Source organism: Flavobacterium soyae (assembly GCF_021245985.1).
Lineage (GTDB): Bacteria > Bacteroidota > Bacteroidia > Flavobacteriales > Flavobacteriaceae > Flavobacterium > Flavobacterium soyae.
This window is the reverse complement of the sequence record NZ_JAJQXA010000001.1, coordinates 432,678-457,094: the sequence shown is the minus strand read 5'-3', so window position 1 is coordinate 457,094 and position 24,417 is coordinate 432,678. Positions and strand designations below refer to the sequence as shown.

The 24,417-nt window shown below is 34.2% G+C and carries 17 protein-coding genes; 10 read left to right on the top strand and 7 right to left on the bottom strand.

Annotated features, from left to right (window positions below):
- Nucleotides 1-10: 10 nt before the first annotated feature.
- The 4 genes from LUU93_RS01940 to LUU93_RS01925 all read right to left on the bottom strand — a co-directional run bounded on the left by LUU93_RS01940 (nucleotide 11) and on the right by LUU93_RS01925 (nucleotide 7,183).
- Complete coding sequence (locus LUU93_RS01940) at nucleotides 11-343, bottom strand: hypothetical protein (RefSeq protein ID WP_232677635.1); 333 nt, start codon at nucleotides 341-343, stop codon at nucleotides 11-13.
- A gap of 58 nt (nucleotides 344-401) precedes the next feature.
- Nucleotides 402-2,858 carry a TonB-dependent receptor gene (locus LUU93_RS01935; protein ID WP_232677634.1) on the bottom strand — a complete coding sequence of 819 codons (2,457 nt, stop codon included), beginning with the start codon at nucleotides 2,856-2,858 and terminating at the stop codon, nucleotides 402-404.
- Nucleotides 2,859-3,074: 216 nt separating this feature from the next.
- Complete coding sequence (gene odhB / locus LUU93_RS01930; protein WP_232677632.1) at nucleotides 3,075-4,325, bottom strand: 2-oxoglutarate dehydrogenase complex dihydrolipoyllysine-residue succinyltransferase; 1,251 nt, start codon at nucleotides 4,323-4,325, stop codon at nucleotides 3,075-3,077.
- An 80-nt stretch (nucleotides 4,326-4,405) separates the two neighbouring features.
- Nucleotides 4,406-7,183: a 2-oxoglutarate dehydrogenase E1 component gene (locus LUU93_RS01925; RefSeq protein ID WP_232677630.1), complete on the bottom strand. Its 2,778-nt coding sequence runs from the start codon at nucleotides 7,181-7,183 to the stop codon at nucleotides 4,406-4,408.
- A 116-nt stretch (nucleotides 7,184-7,299) separates the two neighbouring features.
- Between LUU93_RS01925 and LUU93_RS01920 the strand changes: the two genes are divergently transcribed.
- Nucleotides 7,300-7,851, top strand: a complete 552-nt coding sequence (locus LUU93_RS01920) for a hypothetical protein (RefSeq protein ID WP_232677628.1) — start codon at nucleotides 7,300-7,302, stop codon at nucleotides 7,849-7,851.
- 42 nt (nucleotides 7,852-7,893) lie between these two features.
- Nucleotides 7,894-8,472 (top strand): hypothetical protein, encoded by a 579-nt coding sequence (locus LUU93_RS01915; protein WP_232677626.1) that lies wholly within the window; start codon nucleotides 7,894-7,896, stop codon nucleotides 8,470-8,472.
- 4 nt (nucleotides 8,473-8,476) lie between these two features.
- Here the strand turns inward: LUU93_RS01915 and LUU93_RS01910 are convergent, their stop codons facing one another.
- Together LUU93_RS01910 and LUU93_RS01905 are read right to left on the bottom strand one after the other, a co-directional pair.
- Complete coding sequence (locus tag LUU93_RS01910) at nucleotides 8,477-8,830, bottom strand: hypothetical protein (protein ID WP_053471534.1); 354 nt, start codon at nucleotides 8,828-8,830, stop codon at nucleotides 8,477-8,479.
- Nucleotides 8,831-8,871: 41 nt separating this feature from the next.
- Nucleotides 8,872-9,897 carry a LacI family DNA-binding transcriptional regulator gene (locus LUU93_RS01905; RefSeq protein ID WP_232677624.1) on the bottom strand — a complete coding sequence of 342 codons (1,026 nt, stop codon included), beginning with the start codon at nucleotides 9,895-9,897 and terminating at the stop codon, nucleotides 8,872-8,874.
- A 166-nt stretch (nucleotides 9,898-10,063) separates the two neighbouring features.
- Between LUU93_RS01905 and LUU93_RS01900 the strand changes: the two genes are divergently transcribed.
- The 3 genes from LUU93_RS01900 (at nucleotide 10,064) to LUU93_RS01890 (ending at nucleotide 15,877) form a co-directional block, all read left to right on the top strand.
- Nucleotides 10,064-12,703 (top strand): TonB-dependent receptor, encoded by a 2,640-nt coding sequence (locus tag LUU93_RS01900; protein WP_232677622.1) that lies wholly within the window; start codon nucleotides 10,064-10,066, stop codon nucleotides 12,701-12,703.
- A gap of 95 nt (nucleotides 12,704-12,798) precedes the next feature.
- On the top strand, nucleotides 12,799-14,019 hold the full coding sequence (locus LUU93_RS01895; protein ID WP_232677621.1) for an MFS transporter: 1,221 nt from the start codon (nucleotides 12,799-12,801) through the stop codon (nucleotides 14,017-14,019).
- Nucleotides 14,009-15,877, top strand: coding sequence for an alpha,alpha-trehalase (locus LUU93_RS01890; protein ID WP_232677619.1), 1,869 nt, complete (start codon nucleotides 14,009-14,011; stop codon nucleotides 15,875-15,877). Before LUU93_RS01895 ends, LUU93_RS01890 begins: the two co-directional genes overlap by 11 nt.
- A 257-nt stretch (nucleotides 15,878-16,134) precedes the next feature.
- On the opposite strand, the gene LUU93_RS01885 is transcribed toward LUU93_RS01890, so the two are convergent.
- A complete protein-coding gene (locus tag LUU93_RS01885) occupies nucleotides 16,135-17,109 on the bottom strand; it encodes a polyprenyl synthetase family protein (RefSeq protein WP_232677815.1) in 975 nt (324 codons plus the stop codon).
- Nucleotides 17,110-17,377: 268 nt separating this feature from the next.
- On the opposite strand from LUU93_RS01885, the gene LUU93_RS01880 reads away from it, so the two are divergent.
- The 5 genes from LUU93_RS01880 to LUU93_RS01860 all read left to right on the top strand — a co-directional run bounded on the left by LUU93_RS01880 (nucleotide 17,378) and on the right by LUU93_RS01860 (nucleotide 24,354).
- Entirely contained in the window at nucleotides 17,378-17,899 is a 522-nt protein-coding gene (locus LUU93_RS01880; RefSeq protein WP_232677618.1) for a YceI family protein, read from the top strand.
- A 108-nt stretch (nucleotides 17,900-18,007) separates the two neighbouring features.
- Nucleotides 18,008-18,607, top strand: coding sequence for a TetR/AcrR family transcriptional regulator (locus LUU93_RS01875; protein ID WP_232677615.1), 600 nt, complete (start codon nucleotides 18,008-18,010; stop codon nucleotides 18,605-18,607).
- 31 nt (nucleotides 18,608-18,638) lie between these two features.
- On the top strand, nucleotides 18,639-19,973 hold the full coding sequence (locus tag LUU93_RS01870; RefSeq protein WP_232677614.1) for a TolC family protein: 1,335 nt from the start codon (nucleotides 18,639-18,641) through the stop codon (nucleotides 19,971-19,973).
- Between the two features lie 9 nt (nucleotides 19,974-19,982).
- Nucleotides 19,983-21,050: an efflux RND transporter periplasmic adaptor subunit gene (locus LUU93_RS01865; RefSeq protein ID WP_232677613.1), complete on the top strand. Its 1,068-nt coding sequence runs from the start codon at nucleotides 19,983-19,985 to the stop codon at nucleotides 21,048-21,050.
- Nucleotides 21,051-21,177: 127 nt separating this feature from the next.
- Entirely contained in the window at nucleotides 21,178-24,354 is a 3,177-nt protein-coding gene (locus tag LUU93_RS01860) for an efflux RND transporter permease subunit (protein ID WP_232677612.1), read from the top strand.
- Nucleotides 24,355-24,417 lie beyond the last annotated feature (63 nt).

Below are 24,417 nucleotides of genomic sequence, written 5' to 3'. Positions count from 1 at the left end.
TAAATGTGGTTTAGTTGTAATAAAATTCTAGTAAGGCAGCAATAATTAAAAGTGCTAATAGAGCTTTGCTGTTTACTTTCTTTAAAGGTGTAAGGATGATAATTAAGCTTCCAATTGCCATTAGCTGAATAAAAAACATTAATGTACCAGAGCCTAAAGACTGCGTGAAAAGCCACATTGCGTAAGCTGTAGCAAGAAGAACTAATCCTGTAATTTTAGTTTGTTTTGGATTTTTCTGCATCCATTTTTCAAAACCAAAATCATAAGATAAAGCGGCTCTTTTTGAAGTGTAATAAAGGGTATAAAAAGCTAAAAAAACGATAAGGCTTGCTATTGTTATCATAATCTTAAAAATTTAAAAAACACCTTTCGATTTCAATCGAAAGGTGTTTTTATGTTTATTAGAATCTGTAAGTAAAACTTGCAGCAAAAGTTCTAGGATCTTTTGGATGTATTGTTGACCATCCGTCATAGATTTCCTTATTTGCAATGTTGTTCAATTTTAGTGTTACACCAAATCTTTCAGCATTATAAAACAAAGAAGAATTAAGTACAGTATATTCCGGGATTGTAAATGCTCCGGAAACCGATCTGTTCATTATTTTATTGTCTCCAACATAATTCCCTCCAAATCCTAAACCAAATCCTCTAAAGAAGCCTTCTGTAAATTTGTAGCTTGCCCAAAGGTTGGCTAAATTATAAGCACCTGCACTCTCTGGACGGAAGCCCACAAAATCAGCATCACCCTGAGTTAATGTAGCATCATTATAGCTGTATCCTAAAATAATGTTTAACCCATTGATTGGATTTGCGATAAATTCTGCCTCGAAACCTTTATTATGCTGACCTCCATCCTGATAGTAAGTTACATCAGTTGCATTTGGTCTCACGCTGTATACCTGATCTGTTACTTTGATGTCATAATAACTTAAAGCAGCATAAAGTTTATCTTTGAAGATATTCAGTTTTGTACCAACTTCAAATTGATTAGCATGTTCCGGATTAAATGTTTTTGGAGTTCTTGTTGTTCCGTTTACATTTTCTCCTGGAGCAACATTTGTAAATCCGTTCATATAGTTAGCAAAAATAGAAACCTGATCTATAATTGGCTGGTAAACTAAACCAAATTTAGGAGATAAAGCATTTTGATTGTAATTGTCTGCATCTGTCGAAATATCACCGCTGTTTAAAAAACGGTCAGCACGTAAGCTTACCATTGCAGATAAAGCAGGACTAAAGTTGATTACATCAGAGAAATAGGTGCTTATTACCTCTTGTTTAGTTTTGCTGTTATTTCTTGGGCTGTCTCCAACAATTGCATCAGAACCGGCTTTTGTTAAATCCCCAGTATCGCCATTTGTTGGTCCGAATATATCATTAAATGACTGTAAGTCGTCTCCAATATAAATGAAACCATTACCAAAATATCCAGATCCGCGGTCAGTTGCTGTTCTTTTGTAATAATCAAAACCAACAACTAGTCTGTTTCTTAAATCACCAATTTTGAAATCGCCAATAAAATTTTGCTGTACATCAGTTGTAATATTTCGGCTGTCCTGATAGTTAAAATATCTAGCCAAAACAATTCCTTCTGTAATAGAAGCAAATGCAGGATTACTTGTTCCTTCATATAGATAAGCATAATTACCAGTTGATTTTGCTGAACTCGTTGAGAAAACTGTTTGTGATGTCCATTGATCAGAAATCTTATAATTCATTTGGGTCTGGATATTATAAGATGGTGTTTTAATTGTTAGCTCGTCACTTGTATAAGAGCGTTTGTTGTCATATTTCAATTCATTAATGTTATGAACTCTTAAAGGGTTTCCTCTGTCTAAGAATAACATTGTTGGATTTGTAGATTCATTACTCATGAATTCAGTAAGGACTAAAAATGATAATCTGTCATTTACATTATAAGATAATGATGGAGCAACAAAAAATGATTCTCTAAAACCGGCATCCTGAAAACTGTTTTGTTTGTTATATGCTGAGTTTATTCTAAAGTTTAATGTTTTTTTATCGTTTAAAGGAGTGTTCAAATCTGCAGTTACGCGATTTAAGCCATAGCTTCCAACGGTGTAATTTACTTCTCCGCCAAAAGTTTTATAAGGTCTTTTAGTTGTTGTGTTGATTAAACCTCCGTAAGAGATTAAGCTGCTTCCAAATAAAGTTCCGGAAGGACCTTTTATAATTTCAATTCTGTCAATATTTGCCGGATCTAAGCTTCCGTTTGTTAAACCTGGTAAACCATTTACAATAGTTGGCTGCACAGCAAATCCTCTAAGAGAATAATACCCCGCGCCGTCTCCGCCACGACCGGTTGAAGCCCAAAGTTGTGTGATTCCCGGTGCATTTTTAAGCGCATCATCAAAGTTTGTTACAACTTGTTCCTTTAAAACTTCTCCGGTAATTGTAGTATATACTTGTGGATTTTCAAGATTTTTAAGAGGTAATCTTGATACTTGCTGATTTTCTTTACGGGCGTAGTGATTCGTTTTTCCTCCGTTAATTACAACTTCTGACAGTTCTTCTGAATTTGTAATTAAAGTGAAGTTTTGAATTAACTCTTCACCTTCATTAACAGTTGTTTTTTTTTCAATTGTATTAAATCCAACTCCAGAAATTTTGATTGTATAAGTTCCCGGTTTAATATTTTTTATTTTGTAATTTCCTTGCTCATCAGTAATTGTTCCTAAACGGGTTCCTTTTAGGATGACTGAAATATTATCCGGACTTTCATTATTGTTTAATGTTACCTGACCTTTTATTGAAGCTTTTTCTTGTGCCCAGATTGTAGTACCTGTCAATAAGAAAAAGCAAAAGCTCAATACAGTAAATGTTAATTTAAATTTCATTTTTATTTAGAATTGATTTTAATAGCGCAAATTTACATGTTGAATGTAAACAATGCAAGCTTGTATTTATTTATTCTAAATAAAACATTTTTAAAGAGTAATACTTATGTTTGTTTAAAAAATTAACATCTTAAGCAAGATTTAAGCTAATATTAAGAAAAAAAACCTGCTCAAATTAATGAACAGGTTCTATATATAATTGAAAAATTATTCTGATTACAATTCTAAAGCACGTTTAGCATCGCCATTCATTAATAATTCTACTGGGTTTTCTAAAGCTTCTTTCACAGCAACTAAGAAACCAACAGACTCACGTCCGTCGATAATTCTGTGGTCGTAAGAAAGTGCAACGTACATCATTGGGTGAATTTCAACTTTTCCGTTTACAGCAATCGGACGCTCAATAATGTTGTGCATTCCTAAAATTCCTGATTGAGGAGGGTTGATGATTGGAGTACTTAACATACTTCCAAAAACTCCGCCGTTTGTAATTGTGAAAGTTCCACCTGTCATATCATCAACAGTAATTTGACCATCACGAGCTCTTAAAGCTAATCTTTTGATTTCAGCTTCAATTCCACGGAAAGTTAAAAGTTCAGCGTTACGAACAACAGGAACCATTAATCCTTTTGGCCCGGAAACAGCGATTGAGATGTCAGCAAAATCATAAGAGATTTTGTAATCACCATCCATCATTGAGTTCACATCTGGATATAATTGTAAAGCTCTTGTAACTGCTTTTGTAAAGAAAGACATGAAACCTAAACCAAGGCCGCCGTGTTTTGCTTTGAAAGCGTCTTTGTATTCATTACGAATTTGGTTAATTGGCGTCATGTTTACTTCGTTGAAAGTAGTAAGCATAGCCGTTTCGTTTTTAGCCGAAACTAATCTTTCTGCTACTTTACGACGTAACATAGATAATTTTGTACGCTCAGTTCCACGGCTTCCACCGGTTGGAGTTCCCATAGAAGGTACTGCATTTACAGCATCATCTTTAGTAATTCTTCCGCCTTTACCAGTTCCTGAAACTGTAGCCGGAGCAATATTTTTTTCGTCTAATATTTTTCTTGCTGCAGGAGATGGAGTTCCAGCTGCGTAACTTGTTGCTGCCGGAGCTTGAACCGGAGCTGTTTTTGGAGCCTCAGCTTTTACTTCTGCTTTTGGAGCTTCAGCCTTTGGTGCCTCAGCTTTAGGAGCTTCTGCTGCCGGAGCGCCGCCTGCAGGTTTTGCGGCATCAGTATCAATTAAACAAACTACAGCGCCTACAGCTACTGTATCACCTTCTTCAGCTTTTAGTGTAATAACACCGCTCATTTCAGCAGGTAATTCAAGAGTAGCTTTATCTGAATCAACTTCAGCAATCGCCTGATCTTTTTCTACATAATCTCCGTCTTTTACTAACCAAGTTGCAATTTCAACTTCTTTTATTGATTCCCCTGGTGATGGGACTTTCATTTCTAAAATCATCTTATTTCTTTGTTTAAAGTTTAGTTAGTTTCAAGTTTCAGGTTTGAACTTGAAACTTGAAACATGAAACAATTATTTTTTTATCTGAATAAATTTTTATCGAATACCATTCTAATTGCATCTGCATGACGACGTTTTGCACGTGTGTAACTTCCTGATGCCGGAGCAGCATATGCTTTTAATGAAGCTAATCTCCATTTTACAAGATCAAAGTTCATTAACATAAAGCTGTAAGCTCCCATGTTTTTAGGTTCTTCCTGAGCCCAAACATAATCATCTGCCTTTGGATATTTTGCAATGATTTCTTTGATTTGTTCAACCGGGAAAGGGAATAATTGCTCGATACGAACAACTGCAACATCTTTTCTTCCATTGTTTTCTCTTTCTGCAACGATGTCATAGTAGAATTTACCAGTAACAAAAACCAAAGTTTTAACGTCTTTTTTGTTTACTGTTGTATCATCAATTGTTTCCTGAAAACTTCCGTTTACTAAATCTTCAACCGGAGATACGCATCTTGGATCACGAAGTAAACTTTTTGGAGTAAATACTACAAGAGGTTTACGGAAATTTGTTTTCAATTGTCTTCTCAATAAGTGGAAAAAGTTGGCCGGCGTTGTACAATCGGCAACATACATATTATGTCTTGCACAAAGCTGTAAGTAACGCTCCATTCTTGCAGAAGAGTGTTCTGCTCCTTGTCCTTCATATCCGTGAGGCAATAAAAGAACAATACCGTTTTGGTTGTTCCATTTATCTTCTCCACAAGAAATATACTGGTCAATCATAATTTGGGCTCCGTTAGAGAAATCTCCAAATTGTGCTTCCCAAATTGTTAAAGCTTTTGGACTTGCTAATGCATATCCGTAATCAAAACCTAAAACTCCGTACTCAGATAAGTGAGAGTTGTAAACATTAAAGTTTCCTTTTTTACCTTCAAGGCTGTTGATTAAGATTACTTCTTCTTCAGAATCTTCAACTTTAACAACGGCATGACGGTGAGAAAAAGTTCCTCTTTCTACGTCTTGTCCAGAAATACGAACATCATAACCTTCCTGTAATAAAGATCCGTATGCTAAATGCTCTGCCATTCCCCAATCTAAAAGATTAGTTTCGAAGAACATTGTTTTTCTGTCGTTGATTAATTTTTGAATTTTGCTGATGAATTTTTTGTCTTCAGGTAAGTTAGAAATTGCGTTTGCAATTTGAGTTAATTTTTCTTTTGGATAAGAAGTATCAACTTTTTCCAGCATTTGCGTATCAGTTACCTGAACAAATCCGTCCCATTCGTTTTTCATGAATGGAGTTATAATTGTCAAATCTTTTTTACGGGAAGCTTCTAAATTTTCCTCTAAAGCAGATTTGTATACTTTTTCTAAAGCATTTACATAAGATGCATCGATTACGCCGTCAGACAATAATTTCTCAGCATAAATATCTCTTGGATTTTTATGTTTTGCGATGATTTTATATAAAACCGGCTGTGTGAAACGAGGTTCGTCACCTTCGTTATGGCCGTATTTTCTGTATCCTAATAAATCGATAAATACGTCACGTCCAAACTGCATTCTGTAGTCTAATGCAAAAGATACAGCGTGTACAACAGCTTCAGCATCATCAGCATTTACGTGTAATACAGGAGAAAGCGTTACTTTGGCAACGTCTGTACAATAAGTAGAGGAACGAGCGTCTAAATAGTTTGTTGTAAATCCAACCTGATTATTGATTACAATATGAATTGTTCCGCCAGTTTTGTATCCGTCAAGTAATGACATTTGAATGATTTCATACAAAATACCCTGACCTGCGATTGCAGCATCTCCGTGAACGGCGATTGGTAAAACTTTTGAAATATCTTCCGGGAAATGTCTTTCTTGTTTTGCTCTTGTAATACCTTCAATTACAGCTCCAACAGTTTCTAAGTGAGAAGGGTTTGGTGCTAAATTGATGTTGATGCTTTTTCCAGATCTTGTTTTTTTGTCGGCAGTAAGACCTAAGTGGTATTTTACGTCACCATCAAAATATTCCTGATCGTAGTCTTTACCATCAAACTCACCAAAAATATCCTGAGTAGATTTTCCGAAGATGTTTGCCAAAACGTTCAAACGACCACGGTGAGCCATTCCCATTACAAATTGTTCAACACCTTTTTCAGCAGCCTGTTCGATTAAAGCATCTAAAGCTGGAATAATAGATTCTCCACCTTCTAATGAGAAACGTTTTTGTCCAACATATTTAGTATGAAGGAAGTTCTCGAAAGAAACAGCTTCGTTTAATTTATTTAAGATCGTTTTCTTTTCTTCTGTAGAGAAATTTGGCTGGTTAACATTAACAGCCAGTTTTTCCTGAATCCATTTTACAACGCCAGGATTTCTAATATACATATATTCAATACCAATATGCTGACAGTAAATAGCTTTAAGTCTATTTACGATAGCTTCTAATGAAGAAGGCGGTATTCCAATTGTTTGTGCAGCGTCAAAAACAGTTGGAAGGTCAGCTGCAGATAATCCGAAATTCTCGATATCTAAAGTTGGAGAAGACTGTCTGCGATCACGAACCGGATTTGTTTTTGTAAACAAATGCCCGCGTGTACGGTATCCATCAATTAATTTTAGAACATTAAACTCTTTTTGCAGTTTTTCTGAAACCTGACTGTAATCTGTGTTTGGGCTAGTCACATACTCAACTATCGTCTGCACCGGATTTTCGTCATTATAAGTCGTCATTCCAAAGTCAAAACCTTGAAAGAAACTTCTCCAGCTAGGCTCAACGCTGTCTGGGTTAACTAAATATTGATCGTATAATTGTGCAAAAAATTCGGTATGCGCTGCATTTAAAAATGAAAACCTATCCATAATATTAGTGAATATACTTTTTGTTAAATAGAATGGCAAAAGTACAACAATCGCCTTTATTTAAATCTTTTTTTTACGTACTTTTACGTAAAAATTTGTTAAAATAAACGTTAACTATGAATAAAAAACAATTTTTAATCGATTGCAGATCTTTTTTTGTGATTTTGACAGTCTTATTCTCAAGTTATGTAAATGCACAGCAAAAGTATATCATAGATAACAGTAATCATTTTTGGGATAAAGTGCAGTTTGGAGGCGGTCTTGGTTTAGGAATTGGTTCCGGTTATACAGACATTTCAGTAATGCCAAGCGCCATTTACAATGTTAACGAAATTGTTTCCTTTGGTCTTGGTTTACAATTTGGTTACTTATCTTCAAAAAACTATTATGAATCGTATGTTTATGGCGGAAGTTTAATTACGCTTGTAAACCCAATCCCGGAAGTTCAACTATCTGCCGAATTAGAGCAAGTAAGAGTAGATACAAGATATGAAGCCAACATCAACAGACCGGCTTTTTCTGATAGTTATTGGAATACTGCTTTATATCTTGGAGCAGGTTACAGAACCGGAAATGTAACAATTGGCGCTCGCTACGATGTGTTATATGATCCTGATAAAAGTCTTTATGGTTCTGGGTTTATGCCTTTTGTGAGAGTTTATTTCTAAGTTGCTAAGGTTCTGAGATGCTAAGTTTTTAAAATCCACAAAGTGAAAAAATATATTTTTATACTTATTGTTATTATAATTTCGAGTTGTAAAAATTCAAATAAGGCAGAAGTAGCAGATGAAAAAGTTGTAAAAAAAGAGTTACGACCTTTTTTTGATTCTGATAAAATCGATCATTACTATTTAGATTTTTCTGATGATGAATTTACCAAAATCCTTATGAAGGATAATAATACTAAAAAAGAAAAAGAATTTTTTGATATTTATGTTCATACTTTTCCTGATACTATCGGAGAAGAAAATTTCGAGAAAATTCTATTGAATCATAACTACAAAAAATCAAATTTATCAATTAAACAGCAAAAAAATATTGAAAATGTATTTAGCGAAAAAGATTCTCTGCAAAATACTTTCGCTGGTTGTGCTGCAGAATATCGGGATATTTTTATTTTTAAGAAGAAAGAAAAAACAGTTGGAATCGCAAAAATTTGTTTTAAATGCGGTCGTTCTCAGATTATTGGTAGTAAATTAGATACTAGCGGATTTGGATTGTGGTCTGAATTAGGTAAATTAAAAAAAATCGTAAGACCTGAAAGTTATAGTATTTTGGTAACAGACTAATTTTCTATTTATAGTGATTACGAAACCACACTTTCTGCCATTCTCTTTTTAAAATCAAAAAAGCAACTTGTTCAGCTAAAATTACCAAATCTGATCCATCTAACTTTTTGATTTCAATTTCAGAAACATCAATAATATAAAGCAGGTTCAGATATTCAGCAAACTTGTACTGAATCATTCGGTAGATTTTTTCGTGAAGCTGGATTTTTAATTCTTCGGGAGAAATACTAAGCGGAAAATCAATTCCTTCATTCGCCAGATTAAAATCTTTATTAATCTGCTCAATCAGACTTAAATATAAATTTTCTCTTTCGGCATCAGCCAATAAAAAATCGGTATTTTCAGGAATTGGAAACATTGATGCTCTTTAAGAATTGAGGCAAAGTTAAAACTAAAAAATCATTTAACCGTTGATTCTCTTTCAATGATTCTGGTTGGAAGTTCTATAATTTGATGCGTAACAGGTTTGTGTTCTTTTATATCTGCAATTTCATCAATTAAAATCGAAACCGCTGTGTGCCCCATTTCAAATCCAGGCTGATCAATTGTCGTTAATTTAGGCGAAATTACCGTACTCATAAACCAATTACTAAAGCCAAAAACAGCCACCTGATCTGGTGTTTTTATTCCAGCCTCATTAAAATATTTTATAATCCCGATAGCGACTAAATCTGTAATGGCAAAAATAGCGTCGATATCTGGATGTTCGTTCATGATTTTTTGAGCATTTTCGTAGCCGTCTTCAAAATCTGTATTGTTGTCACAAACATAAACCAGTTTCGGATCGTATTCAATTCCGTGTGCTTCAAGTGCACGTTTATAACCTAAAAAACGATCAATAGAATTTTGAGGAACATACGAACCTCTAAAATGAGCGATTTTTTTATACCCTTTATTTATAAGATAGGAAACAGCATCAAAAGCCGCTTTGGCATCATTAATAACCACTTTAGAACAATCAACTCTTTTGGCAATTTTATCAAATAAAACAACAGGCGTATTTTTTCGGATGGCGTCATTAATATGAGAGAAATCATCCGTTTCGTTAGAAAGTGACATCAAAACGCCGTCAACCCGCTTTTGAATCAATAAAGCAAGCTGTTTTTTCTCCATTTCATATTTTTCGTTTGACTGCAGAATGATAACCAAATAACCTCTTTTTTCAGCTTCTTCTAAAATGCCATTTAATACGCTCGAAAAAAAGTGATGAACCGTTGCGGGGATAATGACACCAATGGTTTTGGTTTCGTTGGTTCTTAAATTAACCGCAACAGAATTAGGCATATAGTTCATCGTTTCGGCCATTTCGATAACCTTGGCGCGCGTCGATTTACTAATGTCTGTATATCCTTTTAATGCCTTTGAAACCGTTGTGACCGATATTCCTAGGGCCGAGGCTATATCTATTAATTTTGTATCATTCATGAAATAAATGTACTAAAAAATAAACTTCATTGATCAAAAATATATTTCCGAAAACGTTTTAGGTGATTTCGAAAACGTTTTCGATTTAGAATTGCTAAATTGTGTTTAATTAGTGTTTTAAGTTTACAGTATAAATGAAAAATTTACTAACTAAACCAAAAAAGTCATGAAACAGAAACACTCTTACTTAGGTATATTATTTTTGATAATATGCTTAATTACTGTTCCAAATAATTTATTTGCCCAGGCAAAAAATACGGTGTCTGGAAAAGTATTAGACGAAACCGGACAATCAATTCCGGGAGCAAATGTATCTTTAAAAGACACGGGAAAAAATACGATAACAGATGAAAACGGACGCTATGTTTTTACTGATGTTATTGCTGGAAATTATGTTGTAGAAGCAACAAATGTGGGTTACAAAACATACAGCAAAGAAATTTCGGTAAAAGAAGGAGAATCTTTAGTGGCAGATTTGCTTTTAGAAACGGAATCACAAAGTTTAAAAGAAGTGGTAGTAACAGGTTCATCTGCCCCAAGATCGAAATTAGAATCGAGCGTTGCCATTACCACAATGGGAGCAAAAGCGATCGAAGACAGAGCGCCGTCAAGTACGGCGGCTTTATTGCAGACAATTCCGGGATTTGTGGTTGAAGCATCTGGAGGAGAAATTGGAAATAACCTTTTTGCAAGAGGAATTCCATCTGCGGGAGCTTATGAATATGTACAGATTCAGGAAGACGGATTACCGGTTTTTGAAGATGGTGCATTACAATTTGCCAATGCCGATACCTTTTACAGACTTGACGAAACGGTAAGCAAAATGGAAGCTGTTCGTGGAGGTTCTGCCTCAATTTTTGCAAACAATGCTCCTGGGGGAATTATCAACTTTATTTCGAAAACAGGTCAAAATGATTTTCAGGGAAGAGCAAAATTCACGACTTCAGATTACGGAATGTTCAGAACTGACCTTAATTTATCTGGTGCTTTAATTCAGGATAAATTGTTTTTTAATATTGGAGGTTTCTACAGAGCTGATAATGGTGTAAGAAATACTGGTTTTACAGCCAATAAAGGAGGACAAATAAAAGGAAACATCACGTATAAATTTGATGACAACGATTATTTAAGAGTTAACTTCAAACATCTTGACGACAGAAACACATTTTATTTACCAATTCCTTTAAAAAGTAATAACGGAAAAATTGAAGGTATCAACGGATTTAATCCAAATTACGGAACATTGACTTCAGTAAATTTCAGTCATTTAAATGTTCCTCAATATGGAGGCGGAACTTTTAGCGCAGATTTAGAAGATGGTTCTCATCCTGTAATCAACTCAATTGGAGCTGAATTCAAAAAGAAAATTTCAGATAAGGTTACTTTCAAAAATGCCTTCAAACAAACGAGCATCGATTTAAATTACAATGCAATTTTCCCAAATGGCGGACCTTGGACACAAGATGCTTATGCAACAACTGTTCAAAATACAACAGCTAGTAATTTGACTTATAGTTATGTAGATAATGGAGCGACTCTTGATCCAAATGCTTTAATTATGAGGGCTGACCTTTGGCATATTGAAAAGAAAATGAACAACTTTGCGAATAATTTCTCTTTTTCTTTTGACTTAGATCCAGTGAAATTAACGGCTGGTTACTACTATTCTAACTGGAAATCAAATCAATACTGGAACTGGAATTCCTATTTAGTAGGCGTTTCAGATAATCCAAGATTATTAAACGTAAAAGATAATACAACCGGAGTTGATCATACCTGGAATGGTATCGAAAGAATTACATGGCTTGAAAGAGATGCACAGACAAAAGGACTTTTGAATGATATTTATGCTGACGCAGAAATTAAAGCGACAGATAATTTGACTTTCAATGCAGGTTTAAGATACAATAAAGACAAATATTCCGGATACAGAGACAATGCCAGATTTTTCTCTGAAAACTTAGGAATTCTGGACAATAATACGGCCGATGATGCAGTAACAACTGTAAAAGGAAACCCTTATACATACTGGAGATATGATGTAAGCGAATGGTCGTATACTGCCGCTGGAAACTACAAATTCAACGACAATATGGCTTCATACGTTCGTTACAGCCACGGTTTTAGATCTCCAATTGAAGAATCATTTTATGATAATGCAGCCGATTTAAGCAAACTGGAAAATACAGAAGTAAATCAGTTTGAATTGGGTTATAAATATTCAAGTTCTTTCTTCTCTGTAAATGCGAATTTATTTCACATGAATTTGAAAAACGTTGCTTTCACGGATATTTTATCTGATGGATCTTCAGAAAATAAATTTGCCGACGTAAACAATATTGGTCTTGAAGTAGAAACTAATGCGAGATATGAATTTGTAAAACTGAACTTTACATTTACGGTTCAAAAACCGGAATACGACAACTTTACAGGAACAAATGCAGACGGTTCTACTTTTGATTTCAACGGAAATACAGCAAGAAGAATCCCTAAATTTTTCTGTAACTTAAGACCAGAAGTTGATATTACAAAAGATTTTACAGCTTATGTTCAGTTTTCTTATTACGATAAAAAATTCACGAATCAGGATAACAAACAAGTTTTACCAGCTTATAAAGAAGTTGGAGCAGGTTTAAATTACACGTATAAAAACCTTCGTTTTGCAGTCGATGCTTCGAATTTATTCAACGAAATTGGTTTAACAGAAGGAGATCCAAGACAAACAACATCAGCAGCAAGCGATGTGTTTATGGCAAGACCTATTTTAGGACGCGCATTTAGATTTTCTGTAGCCGTTAATTTCTAATTTATATAATTCAACGTATATACGTATGGTACTGTAGAGGCGCACAGCAGTGCGTCTCCGCACAGTAACCACAACGAATAGACAAAAAACAGAAAATGAAAAACATAGGAATTAAAATCTCACTTTACCTCAATTATTTTGTCTTCGCTATTTTATTAAACAGCGTAGGAATTGTGATTTTAAAATCACAGAGAAATTACGGAGTCGATGAAGTTCAGGCGAGTATTTTAGAGGCTTTTAAAGACATGCCAATTGCTATTGTATCCTTTTTTATAGCCTCTTTTTTGCCCCGAATAGGCTATAGAAAAGCGATGTTAATAGGATTGGCTTTAGTGACTTTAGCCTGTATTTCTATGTATTTTGGAAACTCATTTGACAATGCTAAAATCCTTTTTGCAACCGTTGGAGTTTCATTTGCCCTGATAAAAGTTTCCGTTTACTCGTTAATAGGAACCGTAACCGAAACCAAAAAAGAACACAACGCTTTAATGAGCAGTATAGAAGGTTTTTTTATGGTAGGAATTGCGCTGGCTTATTTTTTATTTCCGGCTTTTAACAACGAAAACGACCCCAATTCATGGTTAAATGTATATTGGTTATTAGCGGGATTATCGTTTTTGTCGTTCCTGTTTTTACTCTTTGTAAAATTTGAACAAACTGAAGCTGCGGCTGGAGTAAACCTCAAAGATGATTTCTTGCAGATGTTCAAATTAATGGCAAAACTGCTTACGGTTATTTTTGTTATCAGCGTGTTTTTATTTGTAATGATCGAACAGGGAATTCTTTCCTGGCTGCCAACATTCAATACAAAAGTGCTTCATCTGCCGGAAAATATCAGTATTATGATGGCCAGTATTTTGGCAGTTTCATTAGCAGTGGGAAGACTTATTGCCGGAATCGTAACAAAAAAAGTAAACTGGATTTGGGTTTTAAGTGTCTGTATTATTTCTGCGATGTTAATTGTCGTTTTTGTACTTCCAAAAACAGTTGGGTTAGAAGTAAAAAACATTAATACACTTTCAGATATTCCATTAATTGGATTTGCATTTCCTTTAATCGGATTATTTATTGCGCCTATTTATCCGTTATTAAATTCGATTGTATTAAGTGCTTTACCAAAGAATTTACAAAGTTCCATGACCGGATTAATCGTCATTTTTTCTGCTCTAGGCGGAACACTAGGATCCAGAATAACAGGCTGGCTGTTTAAAAATGAAGGACCAGAAAAGGCTTTTTATTTCACTTTAATTCCGATGACTTTATTACTGATTTCCTTTTTTATTCTTAAAAAAATAACTGCAAAAGATGAAATTTAAACTACATATAATCCAAACCATCGAAAAATTATTGGCTCAGGAAGATACTGACGGCGATAAAAAAATTACGATTGATGACAACGGTCCAAAGAAGTTTTTATTGAATGATGAAAACGGAAATTCAGCAGTGATTGAAGGGACTTATCAGCTTTCAAACCTGTTGCAGGAACTGGCTTTGGCTAAGAAAAACAATACTGAATCTGCCACAATAGATTTAAATGAAATCACTGAAGATCCTGTAAAAAGAATTTCAAGAAAAATAAAAGACCTGTATTGGAATGGTCTTACCCGAACAATTGATGCCATTGGTGTAAAGAAAATTCTGGAAGACGATAAAATCGAAAATGAATTGGCTTATTTATATGTGCCTTTTGGCGACGAAATTGTTTTTGATTATTTCAAGAAATTAGAAGCTGCGACGCCAAAATTAAAAGTGGTGCAACTGCCTAAAAATATTTCACCAGAATATGTTTTATCGCTGAATAAAAAACCGGGAATTCTGGCTTTGGCACTCCAAATAAAAAATAATGAAATTTCGGGAGTTCCGTTTGTCGTTCCTGGCGGAAGATTCAACGAAATGTATGGCTGGGACAGTTATTTTATTGCCAAAGGGCTTTTGATTGATGATAAAATTGATCTTGCCTTGGGCATTGCCGAGAACTTTAAATATCAAATAGATCATTACGGAAAAATTCTAAATGCAAACCGAAGTTATTATTTAACCCGCACGCAGCCACCGCTTTATACGTCGCTTATTATGGATGTTATTGAAAAGTCAAATCCTGATATTTTTTGGATTGAAAGACATTTAAAAACAGCCATAAAAGAATATTTAACGGTTTGGATGGAAGAAGGAAAAAGGCTTACAGCAAATGGTTTAAACCGTTATAAAGCAGAAGGAATTGGGCTTCCGTTTGAAGTTGAAGAAGGGCATTTTGATGATATTCTGGAGCAATATGCACCAAAGTACAATCTCTCAACCCGTGAATTCGAAAAGAAATATCTTGAAAGAGAAATCGTCGATCCTGAACTAGATAAGTATTTTACACACGATAGAAGTATGCGCGAAAGCGGTCACGATACAACACATCGACTGGTTGGAGTCTGCGCTAATTTAAATACGGTTGCGATTAATAGTTTGCTTTATAAATACGAAACTGATATTGCTTTTTTGATTAAGAAATATTTTAAAAATGAATTTCAATATTTTGAAGATAAATCTTTTTCAAGCGATTATTGGCTGTTAAAATCGTCTTCGAGAAAAGAAAAAATAAACAAATTGTTATGGAATCCTGAAAACGGTATTTATTTCGATTATGATTTTGTAAACGAAAAACAGCATGCTTTTGACGCTGCGACCACTTTTTATCCGCTTTGGGCAAAAATAAGCACACAGGAACAAGCCGATATTTTGGTTAAAAAAACGCTTCCAAAGTTTAAAATGAAAGGCGGAATTGCCGGAAGTACGAAAGAATCAATTGCAGGTTTTGATGATAATTCGCCAACAAGACAATGGGATTATCCGTTTGGCTGGGCGCCGCATCAAATGCTTTTGTGGGAAGGCCTGCTGAATTATAATTTTAGCGAAGAAGCGCAGGAAATGGTCTATCGCTGGCTTTGGCTGATTACCAGAAACACGGTTGATTACAACGGAACCATTCCTGAAAAGTTTGATTTATCAATAAGCTCGCACAAAATTTTCGCCGAATATGGAAACGTAGGAACCGAATTTAATTATATAACGGAAGAGGGTTTTGGATGGATGAACGCTTCATATCAATTTGGTTTAACCATTTTAGAAGATGATTTAAAACAAAAATTATCAGATTTAGTTGATCCAGATGATTTGTTTTCATAAGCCTTCGACTTCGCTCAGGATGACACTCCGTTCTATTAATAACGTTTGTCAGGCTGAGCGAAGTCGAAGCACTTTTAAGTTTTAAAATAACAAACCCGACAGGTTTTAAAAACCTGTCGGGTTTACTATGTGTAGATTTTTTCGCCAGGAATTACACTAATTTTCACTAATTTAACAATGAATAATTCGTGGAAATTAGTGTAATTCGTGGCAAAGAAAAAAAATCTATATAATCCGTTTAATCTGTGGCAAAAAAACTAAACCTTTCTTCCCATTAAATTCTCCCCAAAAGTTCTCAGAATATCCTTCTTTTCAGCATTAATGTCCATTTTTTCCAAAGTATCAAAAGCCTTAAAAGTGTACATTTCAATGGCTTTCTGAGTGGCGCCTGAAGCCCCTGATTCATTAAAAATAGCTTTTGCAGTTTCTATTTTTTCTGAATTATCTTCTAACTGTAAACTGAATAATTTCTGTAATTCTGAAGCTTTTTCAGGAGTTGAAAATTCTAAAGCTTTTAAATATAAATAGGTCTTTTTGTTTTCGATAATATCACCGCCAACTTGTTTTCCAAAAGTTTCAGGATCTCCAAAGGCATCTAAATAATCATCCTGTAATTGAAAAGCCAGGCCTAAATTTAATCCAAAATCATAGATTAAATCTCCTTCTTTCTCCGAAGTTTTGGCAACAATTGCGCCCATTTTCATTGCAGCAGCAACCAAAACAGCGGTTTTATATTCAATCATTTTCAGATATTCAGGAATCGTAACATCTTTGCGTGTTTCAAAATCAACATCCCACTGCTGTCCTTCGCAGACTTCAAGAGCCGTTTTGCTGAAAAGTTTTGCTAAGTCTCTAAAAACTGCCGGTTCGTATTGTTCAAAATATTGGTAAGCCAGGATAAGCATTGTATCGCCAGAAAGAATTCCCGTGTTTAAATTCCATTTTTCATGAACCGTAATTTGTCCTCTTCGCAAAGGCGCATCATCCATAATGTCATCATGAACAAGTGAAAAATTATGAAAAACTTCAACCGCCATTGCTGCCGGAAGTGCTGCTTTATAATCAGTATTAAAAACTTCTGCGGCCATTAAAGTAAGAACCGGACGCATACGTTTTCCGCCAAGTCCTAAAATGTATTCAATTGGTTCGTAAAGATTTGCAGGTTCTTTATGTATGTTTTGTTTATTTAAATATTCAATAAAAAAATCCTGGTATTGACTAATATCGTGCATAAAATGAAATTCTGATTTATGAGGCTCAAAGATACGATTCATAATGAATTATTTCTTTCTTAAAATTAAAAGATAGTTTCCATCTGAAACTGCCATTAAATCAATTAATTCTTAATAAGTTAAAATTATTTCGAAAAAAACCTGGAAACTTTTTTGGTGTTTAGAGTTTCCTTTTTATATTTGCGCCATCAAACGGAAACTTAGAACACTGAAAAAGTTTCCAAAAGAGAGTTTGAATAATTTATAAACTCATTAAAATTAGATATTTATGAAAACAACATGGACACTAGATTCTACTCAATCAGATGTTTTAATAAAAATGAGACATTCAATAATTGCTTATTTAGGAGGAACAACAAATAAATTTGACGGTTATGTGAATATTGAAGACAATGAAATTGAAGATGCATCGGTTGAATTTTCATTGGATATTAATAATAAAAAGGAAAGTTTTCAGCAAATCGATACGAATTTACAGCTTCAGGATTTCTTTGATGTAGACGAACATCCAATTATTAGTTTTAAATCGACTTCGTTTCAAAAGATAAACAACAATATCAATTTCTTCAAAGGCGATTTAACGATAAAAGATGTTACAAGAGTTGTAGAACTTGATGCAGAATTTATTGGTGTTAATACTTATAACGGAGAAAAAAAGGTAGCTTTTGAAATTAAAGGAGATATTAAACGCCAGGATTTTGGTCTGGATTATAATTCTTTTCAGCATAACGGAGGTTTGGCTCTTGGAAAAGATATTAAGCTGATCGCTAATCTGGAATTTAGTATATAAATCTTACTTAATGAATAATTTAATGTAAAATTATTACAAATACAACGGAAACTATTTTTCGGACTTTAGTTTCCTGTTTATATTTGTAATGCAATTGGAAAAATTAAAATGAAAGAGAAAATTATATCAAAAGCAAGTGAGTTGTTTTTAAAACTTGGTTTTAAGAGTGTTACAATGGATGACATTGCCGGTGAAATGTGTATTTCAAAAAAAACGATCTATAAATATTTTTGTAATAAAGAAGTTTTGATCGAAGAGAGCACCTCGGCAGTTCACAGACAAGTACACGAAGTTATCGATACCATTGTTGCTAAAAATTACAATGCAATTCATGAGAATTTTGAAATTAGAGAAATGTTTCGCGATATGTTTAAAAACAGCACAGACACATCTCCTTTATACCAATTAAAAAAGCATTACCCTGAAATTTATCAAAATGTAATGACTCACGAAATAGATCAGTGCAACCATTATTTTAGAGATAATATTTTAAAAGGCATTCGAGAAGATTTATATCGACCAGACATAAATATAGATATATATGTGAAATTTTATTACACTTTGATTTTTCACATTAATGAAACGACCGTATCTGAAAGAGAAGCGCAAAAAATAGAATTAGAAGCTTTGGAATATCATACCAGAGCAATGGCAACACAAAAAGGTATAATTGAACTAGAAAAACAACTTAAAAATATCAAAGAATAATCATCAATCTATAAATAATATTTAATTACATATGAAACGAATAGTTCTTATATTTTTGTGCACAATTGGTCTGTCGGCCAACGCACAAGTAACTACCCTAACCTTAAAAGATGCGATTAACTACGCGCTTCAAAATAAAGCCGATGCTAAAAAAGCAAAACTTGAGGTTGAAAACAGCGAATACAAAATTCAGGAAGTACGTTCAAGAGCGTTACCACAAATTTCTGCAAACGGAAATTTAACCTATAATCCCGTAATTCAAACAACAGTAATTGATGGAGCAGGATTTGGTGCGCCTGGAACTACAATTCAGGCAGCATTTGGTCAAAAATGGACATCGACTGCAGGAGTTTCTTTAACTCAGGCAATCTTCGATCAATCTGTTTTTACAGGATTAAGAGCGGCAAAATCTACTCGTGAGTTTTATCAAATAAACGATCAGTTAACAGAAGAACAAGTTATTGAAAGAGTTGCAAATAACTACTATTCTGTTTATGTACAAAAAGAAAGATTGATTTTGTTAGACAGTAACTACGTAAACACAACAAAAGTTCGTGATATCGTAAAAGGACAGTTTGATAACGGTTTAGCTAAAAAAATTGATTTAGATCGTATTGTTGTAAAAATGTCAAATATTGACACGGAACGCCAGCAGATTAAAAACCAGATTACTTTGCAGGAAAATGCTTTAAAGTTTTATATGGGAATGCCTATTGAAACTGTAATCGATATGCCAAAAGAAGAATTTGAAGTTGTTCCTGCTGCATTAACAGAACAGCCAAATGTTGAAAACAGAACAGAATATCTGCTTTTGAAAAAACAAGAAGAGCTTTTAGTGTATAATAAGAAAGCAGTTGAAGCCGCATATTATCCTACACTTTCATTAACTGCAGGCTACAATTATATTGGTCAGGGGCCTGAATTTCCTTGGTTTGCAAAACCTGAAAAAGGAGTTTATTGGTCAGATTACTCTGCAATTGGATTAAATTTACACGTACCAATCTTTACAGGTTTTGGAACTCGTGCCAAAGTAAGACAAGCAGATGTTCAAATCAGATCACTTCAGGAAGATATGAAGGATACTAAACTTTCTCTTGATTTAGACTACAGAAATGCAATGGCTCAAATTGAGAATAATCTTGTAACGATCGAAAATCAAAAAGAAAATATGCGTCTGGCAACTGAAATTCTTAGTAATACAAGAAACAATTACCTTCAGGGGCTAGCATCTTTAACCGATTTATTAGATGCCGAAAATGCATCACTTGAAGCTCAAAATAATTATACAAGAGCAGTTTTAAATTATAAAATTGCCGAAATATCTCTAATCAAATCAAAAGGCGAACTTAAATCTCTTATTAAATAACTAATTACAATGAAGAAAACTATTATAACAATCGCAATCATAATCGCAGCACTAGGTGTGATGGGATATGTCTTAAATAATAATAAGAAAGAAAATAAAGCAAAAACAGATATCGTTGCTGAAAAAAATGCAGCAGTTTCTGTAAAAATATCTACAGTAAAAACAGAAGAAGTTTCATTAGATTTCGTTGCAAACGGAAACTTTCAGCCAATTCAGGAGTTGACTTTTTCTGCAGAAAAATCTGGAAAAGTTATCAGTGTTTTAGCTAAAGAAGGTGACTACGTAAGAGTAGGTCAGACATTATTAACAATGAGAGGTGATGTTATTAATGTAAGTGCACAACAAGCTCAGGCAGCTTATCAAAATGCAAAATCTGATTACAGCAGATACGAAAATGCTTTTAAAACAGGGGGTGTTACTAAACAGCAGTTAGACCAGGCAAAATTAGCTTTGACAAATGCAGAATCTGAATTGAAACAAGCAAATATCAATGTAGGAGATACTAAAGTAAAAGCTCCAATTAATGGATTCATTAACAAAAAATATATTGAGCCGGGATCTATTTTAACAGGAATGCCGGCAACAGCATTGTTTGATATTGTAAATGTTTCTAAACTAAAATTAGTAGTTACAGTAAACGAAAATCAAGTTGCAAGTTTAAAAGTAGGAAACCATATTAATGTAACGGCTAGTGTTTATCCTGATAAATCTTTTTCTGGAAAAATTACTTTTATTGCCGCAAAAGCTGATGAGTCTTTAAATTTTCCGGTTGAAATCGAAATCACAAACAACTCAAACAACGACCTAAAAGCGGGTATGTACGGAACTGCAAACTTTGCATCAAATCAGCAAAAACAAAACTTAATGGTTGTACCTAGAAATGCATTCGTAGGAAGTGTAAGCAGTAATGAAATCTTTGTTGTTGAAAATGGCGTTGCAAAATTAAGAAAAGTTACAGCAGGAAGAATTTTGGGTGATAGAGTAGAGATTATCAAAGGATTATCTGATGGAGAAAAGGTAATCGTTACAGGTCAGATTAACTTACAAGACGGAAATACAGTAGAAATTATTAAATAAGCTTTAAGCTGTAGGCAATAAACTTTTTAAAAAGCCTAAAGCTTACAGCTCCTAGCCTTAAATAAAATAATGAATTAAACCTTAAAGCTTAAAGCCTACAGCCTAAAGCCTATAGCATTAAAAAAATATGAAATTAGCCGAAATATCCATAAAACGTCCGTCGTTAGTAATTGTATTGTTTACAATTCTGACACTTGGTGGATTGTTCAGCTACAGCCAACTAGGCTATGAGCTGATCCCGAAATTTGAACAAAACGTTATTACAATCTCTACTGTTTATCCCGGAGCATCTCCGAGTGAGGTAGAAAATACTGTGACCAAGAAAATTGAAGATGCGATCGCATCTTTAGAAAATGTCAAGAAAATTGATTCGAAATCGTACGAAAGTTTATCGATCGTTTCGATTACATTGACCTCGAATGCAAAAGTCGATTTTTCTTTAAATGATGCACAGCGTAAAATCAATGCAATTATTAGTGATTTGCCAGAAGATGTTAAAACACCGGCATTAACTAAATTCTCGCTGAGTGATTTACCAATTATGACAATTGGTGCCAACGGAAAAATGGATGAAGCAGCATTTTATGATTTAATTGATAAAAAAATTGCGCCAATTTTATCTCGTGTACAAGGTGTGGCTCAGGTAAATATTATTGGTGGTTCTGAACGTGAAATCCAAGTAAATCTAGATGCCGTAAAAATGCAGGGGTATGGATTATCTATTCCGCAGGTACAGCAAAATATTTTGAGTTCAAACTTAGATTTCCCAACAGGAAACATTCAGACCCGTGATCAAAAAATATTAATTCGTTTAGCGGGTAAATATAAAAGTGTTGACGAATTAAGAAACTTAGTAGTTTCGTCTCAAAACGGAATTCAAATTCGTTTAAGTGATATTGCTGATGTTCAGGACACACAGAAAATTGCTGAAAAAATATCGCGCGTAGATCAAAAAAGTGCAATTGTTTTACAAATCGTTAAACAATCTGATGCAAATGCGGTAGCGGTAAGCGAGCAATTATTAAAAACAATTGCAACTTTAGAAAATGATTATAAAGTAAATCAGTTAAAATTAGCGGTAGCAAAAGATAGTACAATCTTTACGCTTGAAGCGGCAGATTCTGTAGTACACGATTTATTGATCGCGGTAATTCTGGTAGCATTTGTAATGTTGTTTTTCCTGCACAGTATCAGAAACTCATTGATCGTAATGGTTTCGATTCCGGCATCGTTAATTGCGACTTTTATCGGAATTTATTTAATGGGATATACCTTAAACTTAATGAGTTTATTAGGATTATCTCTGGTTGTAGGTATTCTGGTCGATGATGCGATTGTGGTTTTGGAGAATATTTATCGACATATGGAAATGGGTAAAAGCAGAATCCGTGCGTCTTATGATGGTACAGCAGAAATTGGAGGTACAGTAACTTCGATTACTTTAGTAATTGTTGTAGTATTCCTGCCAATCGCAATGAGTTCTGGATTAGTTTCTGATATTATTACGCAATTCTGTGTTACGGTTATTATTTCTACGATGCTGTCACTTTTGGCTTCCTTTACAATTATTCCTTGGTTGTCATCTCGTTTCGGGAAATTGGAGCATATTGAAGGAAAGAATTTATTTGGAAGAATTATTCTTGGTTTCGAAAATTATTTAACTCGTTTTACAGACTGGGTTTCTCATTTATTGACTTGGTGTTTAGACCATTATATTAAAACTTTTATTGTCGTAATTATATTGTTTTTTGCTTCAACAGTTGGATTAATGGCTGGAGGTTTCATTGGAGGGGAGTTTTTCGCATCTTCAGATAGTGGGGAGTTCTTAGTTCAGATAGAAATGCCAAAAGATGCTTCGTTAGAGCAGACAAACTTTATGACTCAAAAAGCAGAAGCTTATTTGAAATCTCAAGAATACGTTCACAGTCAAATTACAACTGTAGGACAAACCAGTGAAGGTTTTGGAGCATCGCAGGCAACAGCTTATAAAGCAGAGATTGACGTAAAAATGATCGAACAAGAAGATCGTACAGATGATGCGAATGTTTATGCAGCAAAAATTAAACGTAAACTTGAAAAAGTATTAGTTGGAGCAAAAGTAAAAACAGTTCCTGTAGGTATTTTAGGAACTGCAGAAGATGCTACATTAGGATTAATCGTAACAGGTCCTTCAACAGAAAGTGCTATGGCATTTGCTAAATTAGCAGAAGCAGAATTACGTACAATTCCTGGAACAACAGAGATTAAATTAACTGTTGAAGACGGAAACCCTGAGATTAACGTAAAAGTAGACCGTGATAAAATGGCTGCTTTAGGATTAACACTCCAAACAGTTGGTTTAACAATGCAGACTGCTTTTAGTGGAAATACAGATGGTAAATACAGAGCTGGTGAATACGAATACGATATCAACATTAGATATAATGCATTTGATAGAAAAAGTATTGCAGACGTAAGTAATTTGATTTTTATTAATGCAACAGGGCAGCAAATTAAATTGTCTCAATTTGCAGATATTACAGAAGGTTCCGGACCTAGCCAGTTAGAGCGAAGAGACAAATCGGCTTCGGTAACTGTAAAAGGACAAAACGTTGGGGTTCCGTCAGGAACAATCGTTCAGCAATGGCAGGCAAAATTAGATAAACTGAAAAAACCAGCCGGAGTAAACTACATTTGGGGTGGTGACCAGGAGAATCAATCTGAAGGATTTGGTACTTTAGGAATTGCTTTACTTGCCGCTATTATTTTGGTTTACCTTGTAATGGTGAGTTTGTATGACAGTTTCGTTCACCCGTTTGTAGTATTGTTTGCAATTCCGCTTTCGTTTATTGGTGCGATGACAGCATTAGCTTTGACTAATAACTCATTGAACATCTTTACCATCTTAGGTATTATCATGTTGATTGGTCTGGTGTGTAAGAATGCGATCATGCTTGTCGATTATACGAACCAAAGAAGAGCGGCAGGAGAGTCAATCAGAACGGCATTAATTCAGGCAAACCACGCTCGTTTACGTCCGATCTTGATGACTACAATTGCGATGGTTTTCGGTATGTTCCCAATTGCATTAGCATCTGGAGCTGGAGCTGAATGGAAAAACGGATTGGCTTGGGTAATTATTGGAGGATTAATTTCTTCTTTATTCCTAACCTTGATTGTGGTTCCTGTTATATATAACATCATGGAGAAAATTATTCATAAATTCTCTAAAGGAGAAAAAATCGATTACGAAGCTGAAATGCATGCAGATTATGTACATGCAGAATTAAGCGACGACGGTTTTAATCCTAAACATACCCATTAATTTTTGATTTAATTTTAGACGAAAAATCCCAGATTCCGAAAGGAGTTTGGGATTTTTTAATTT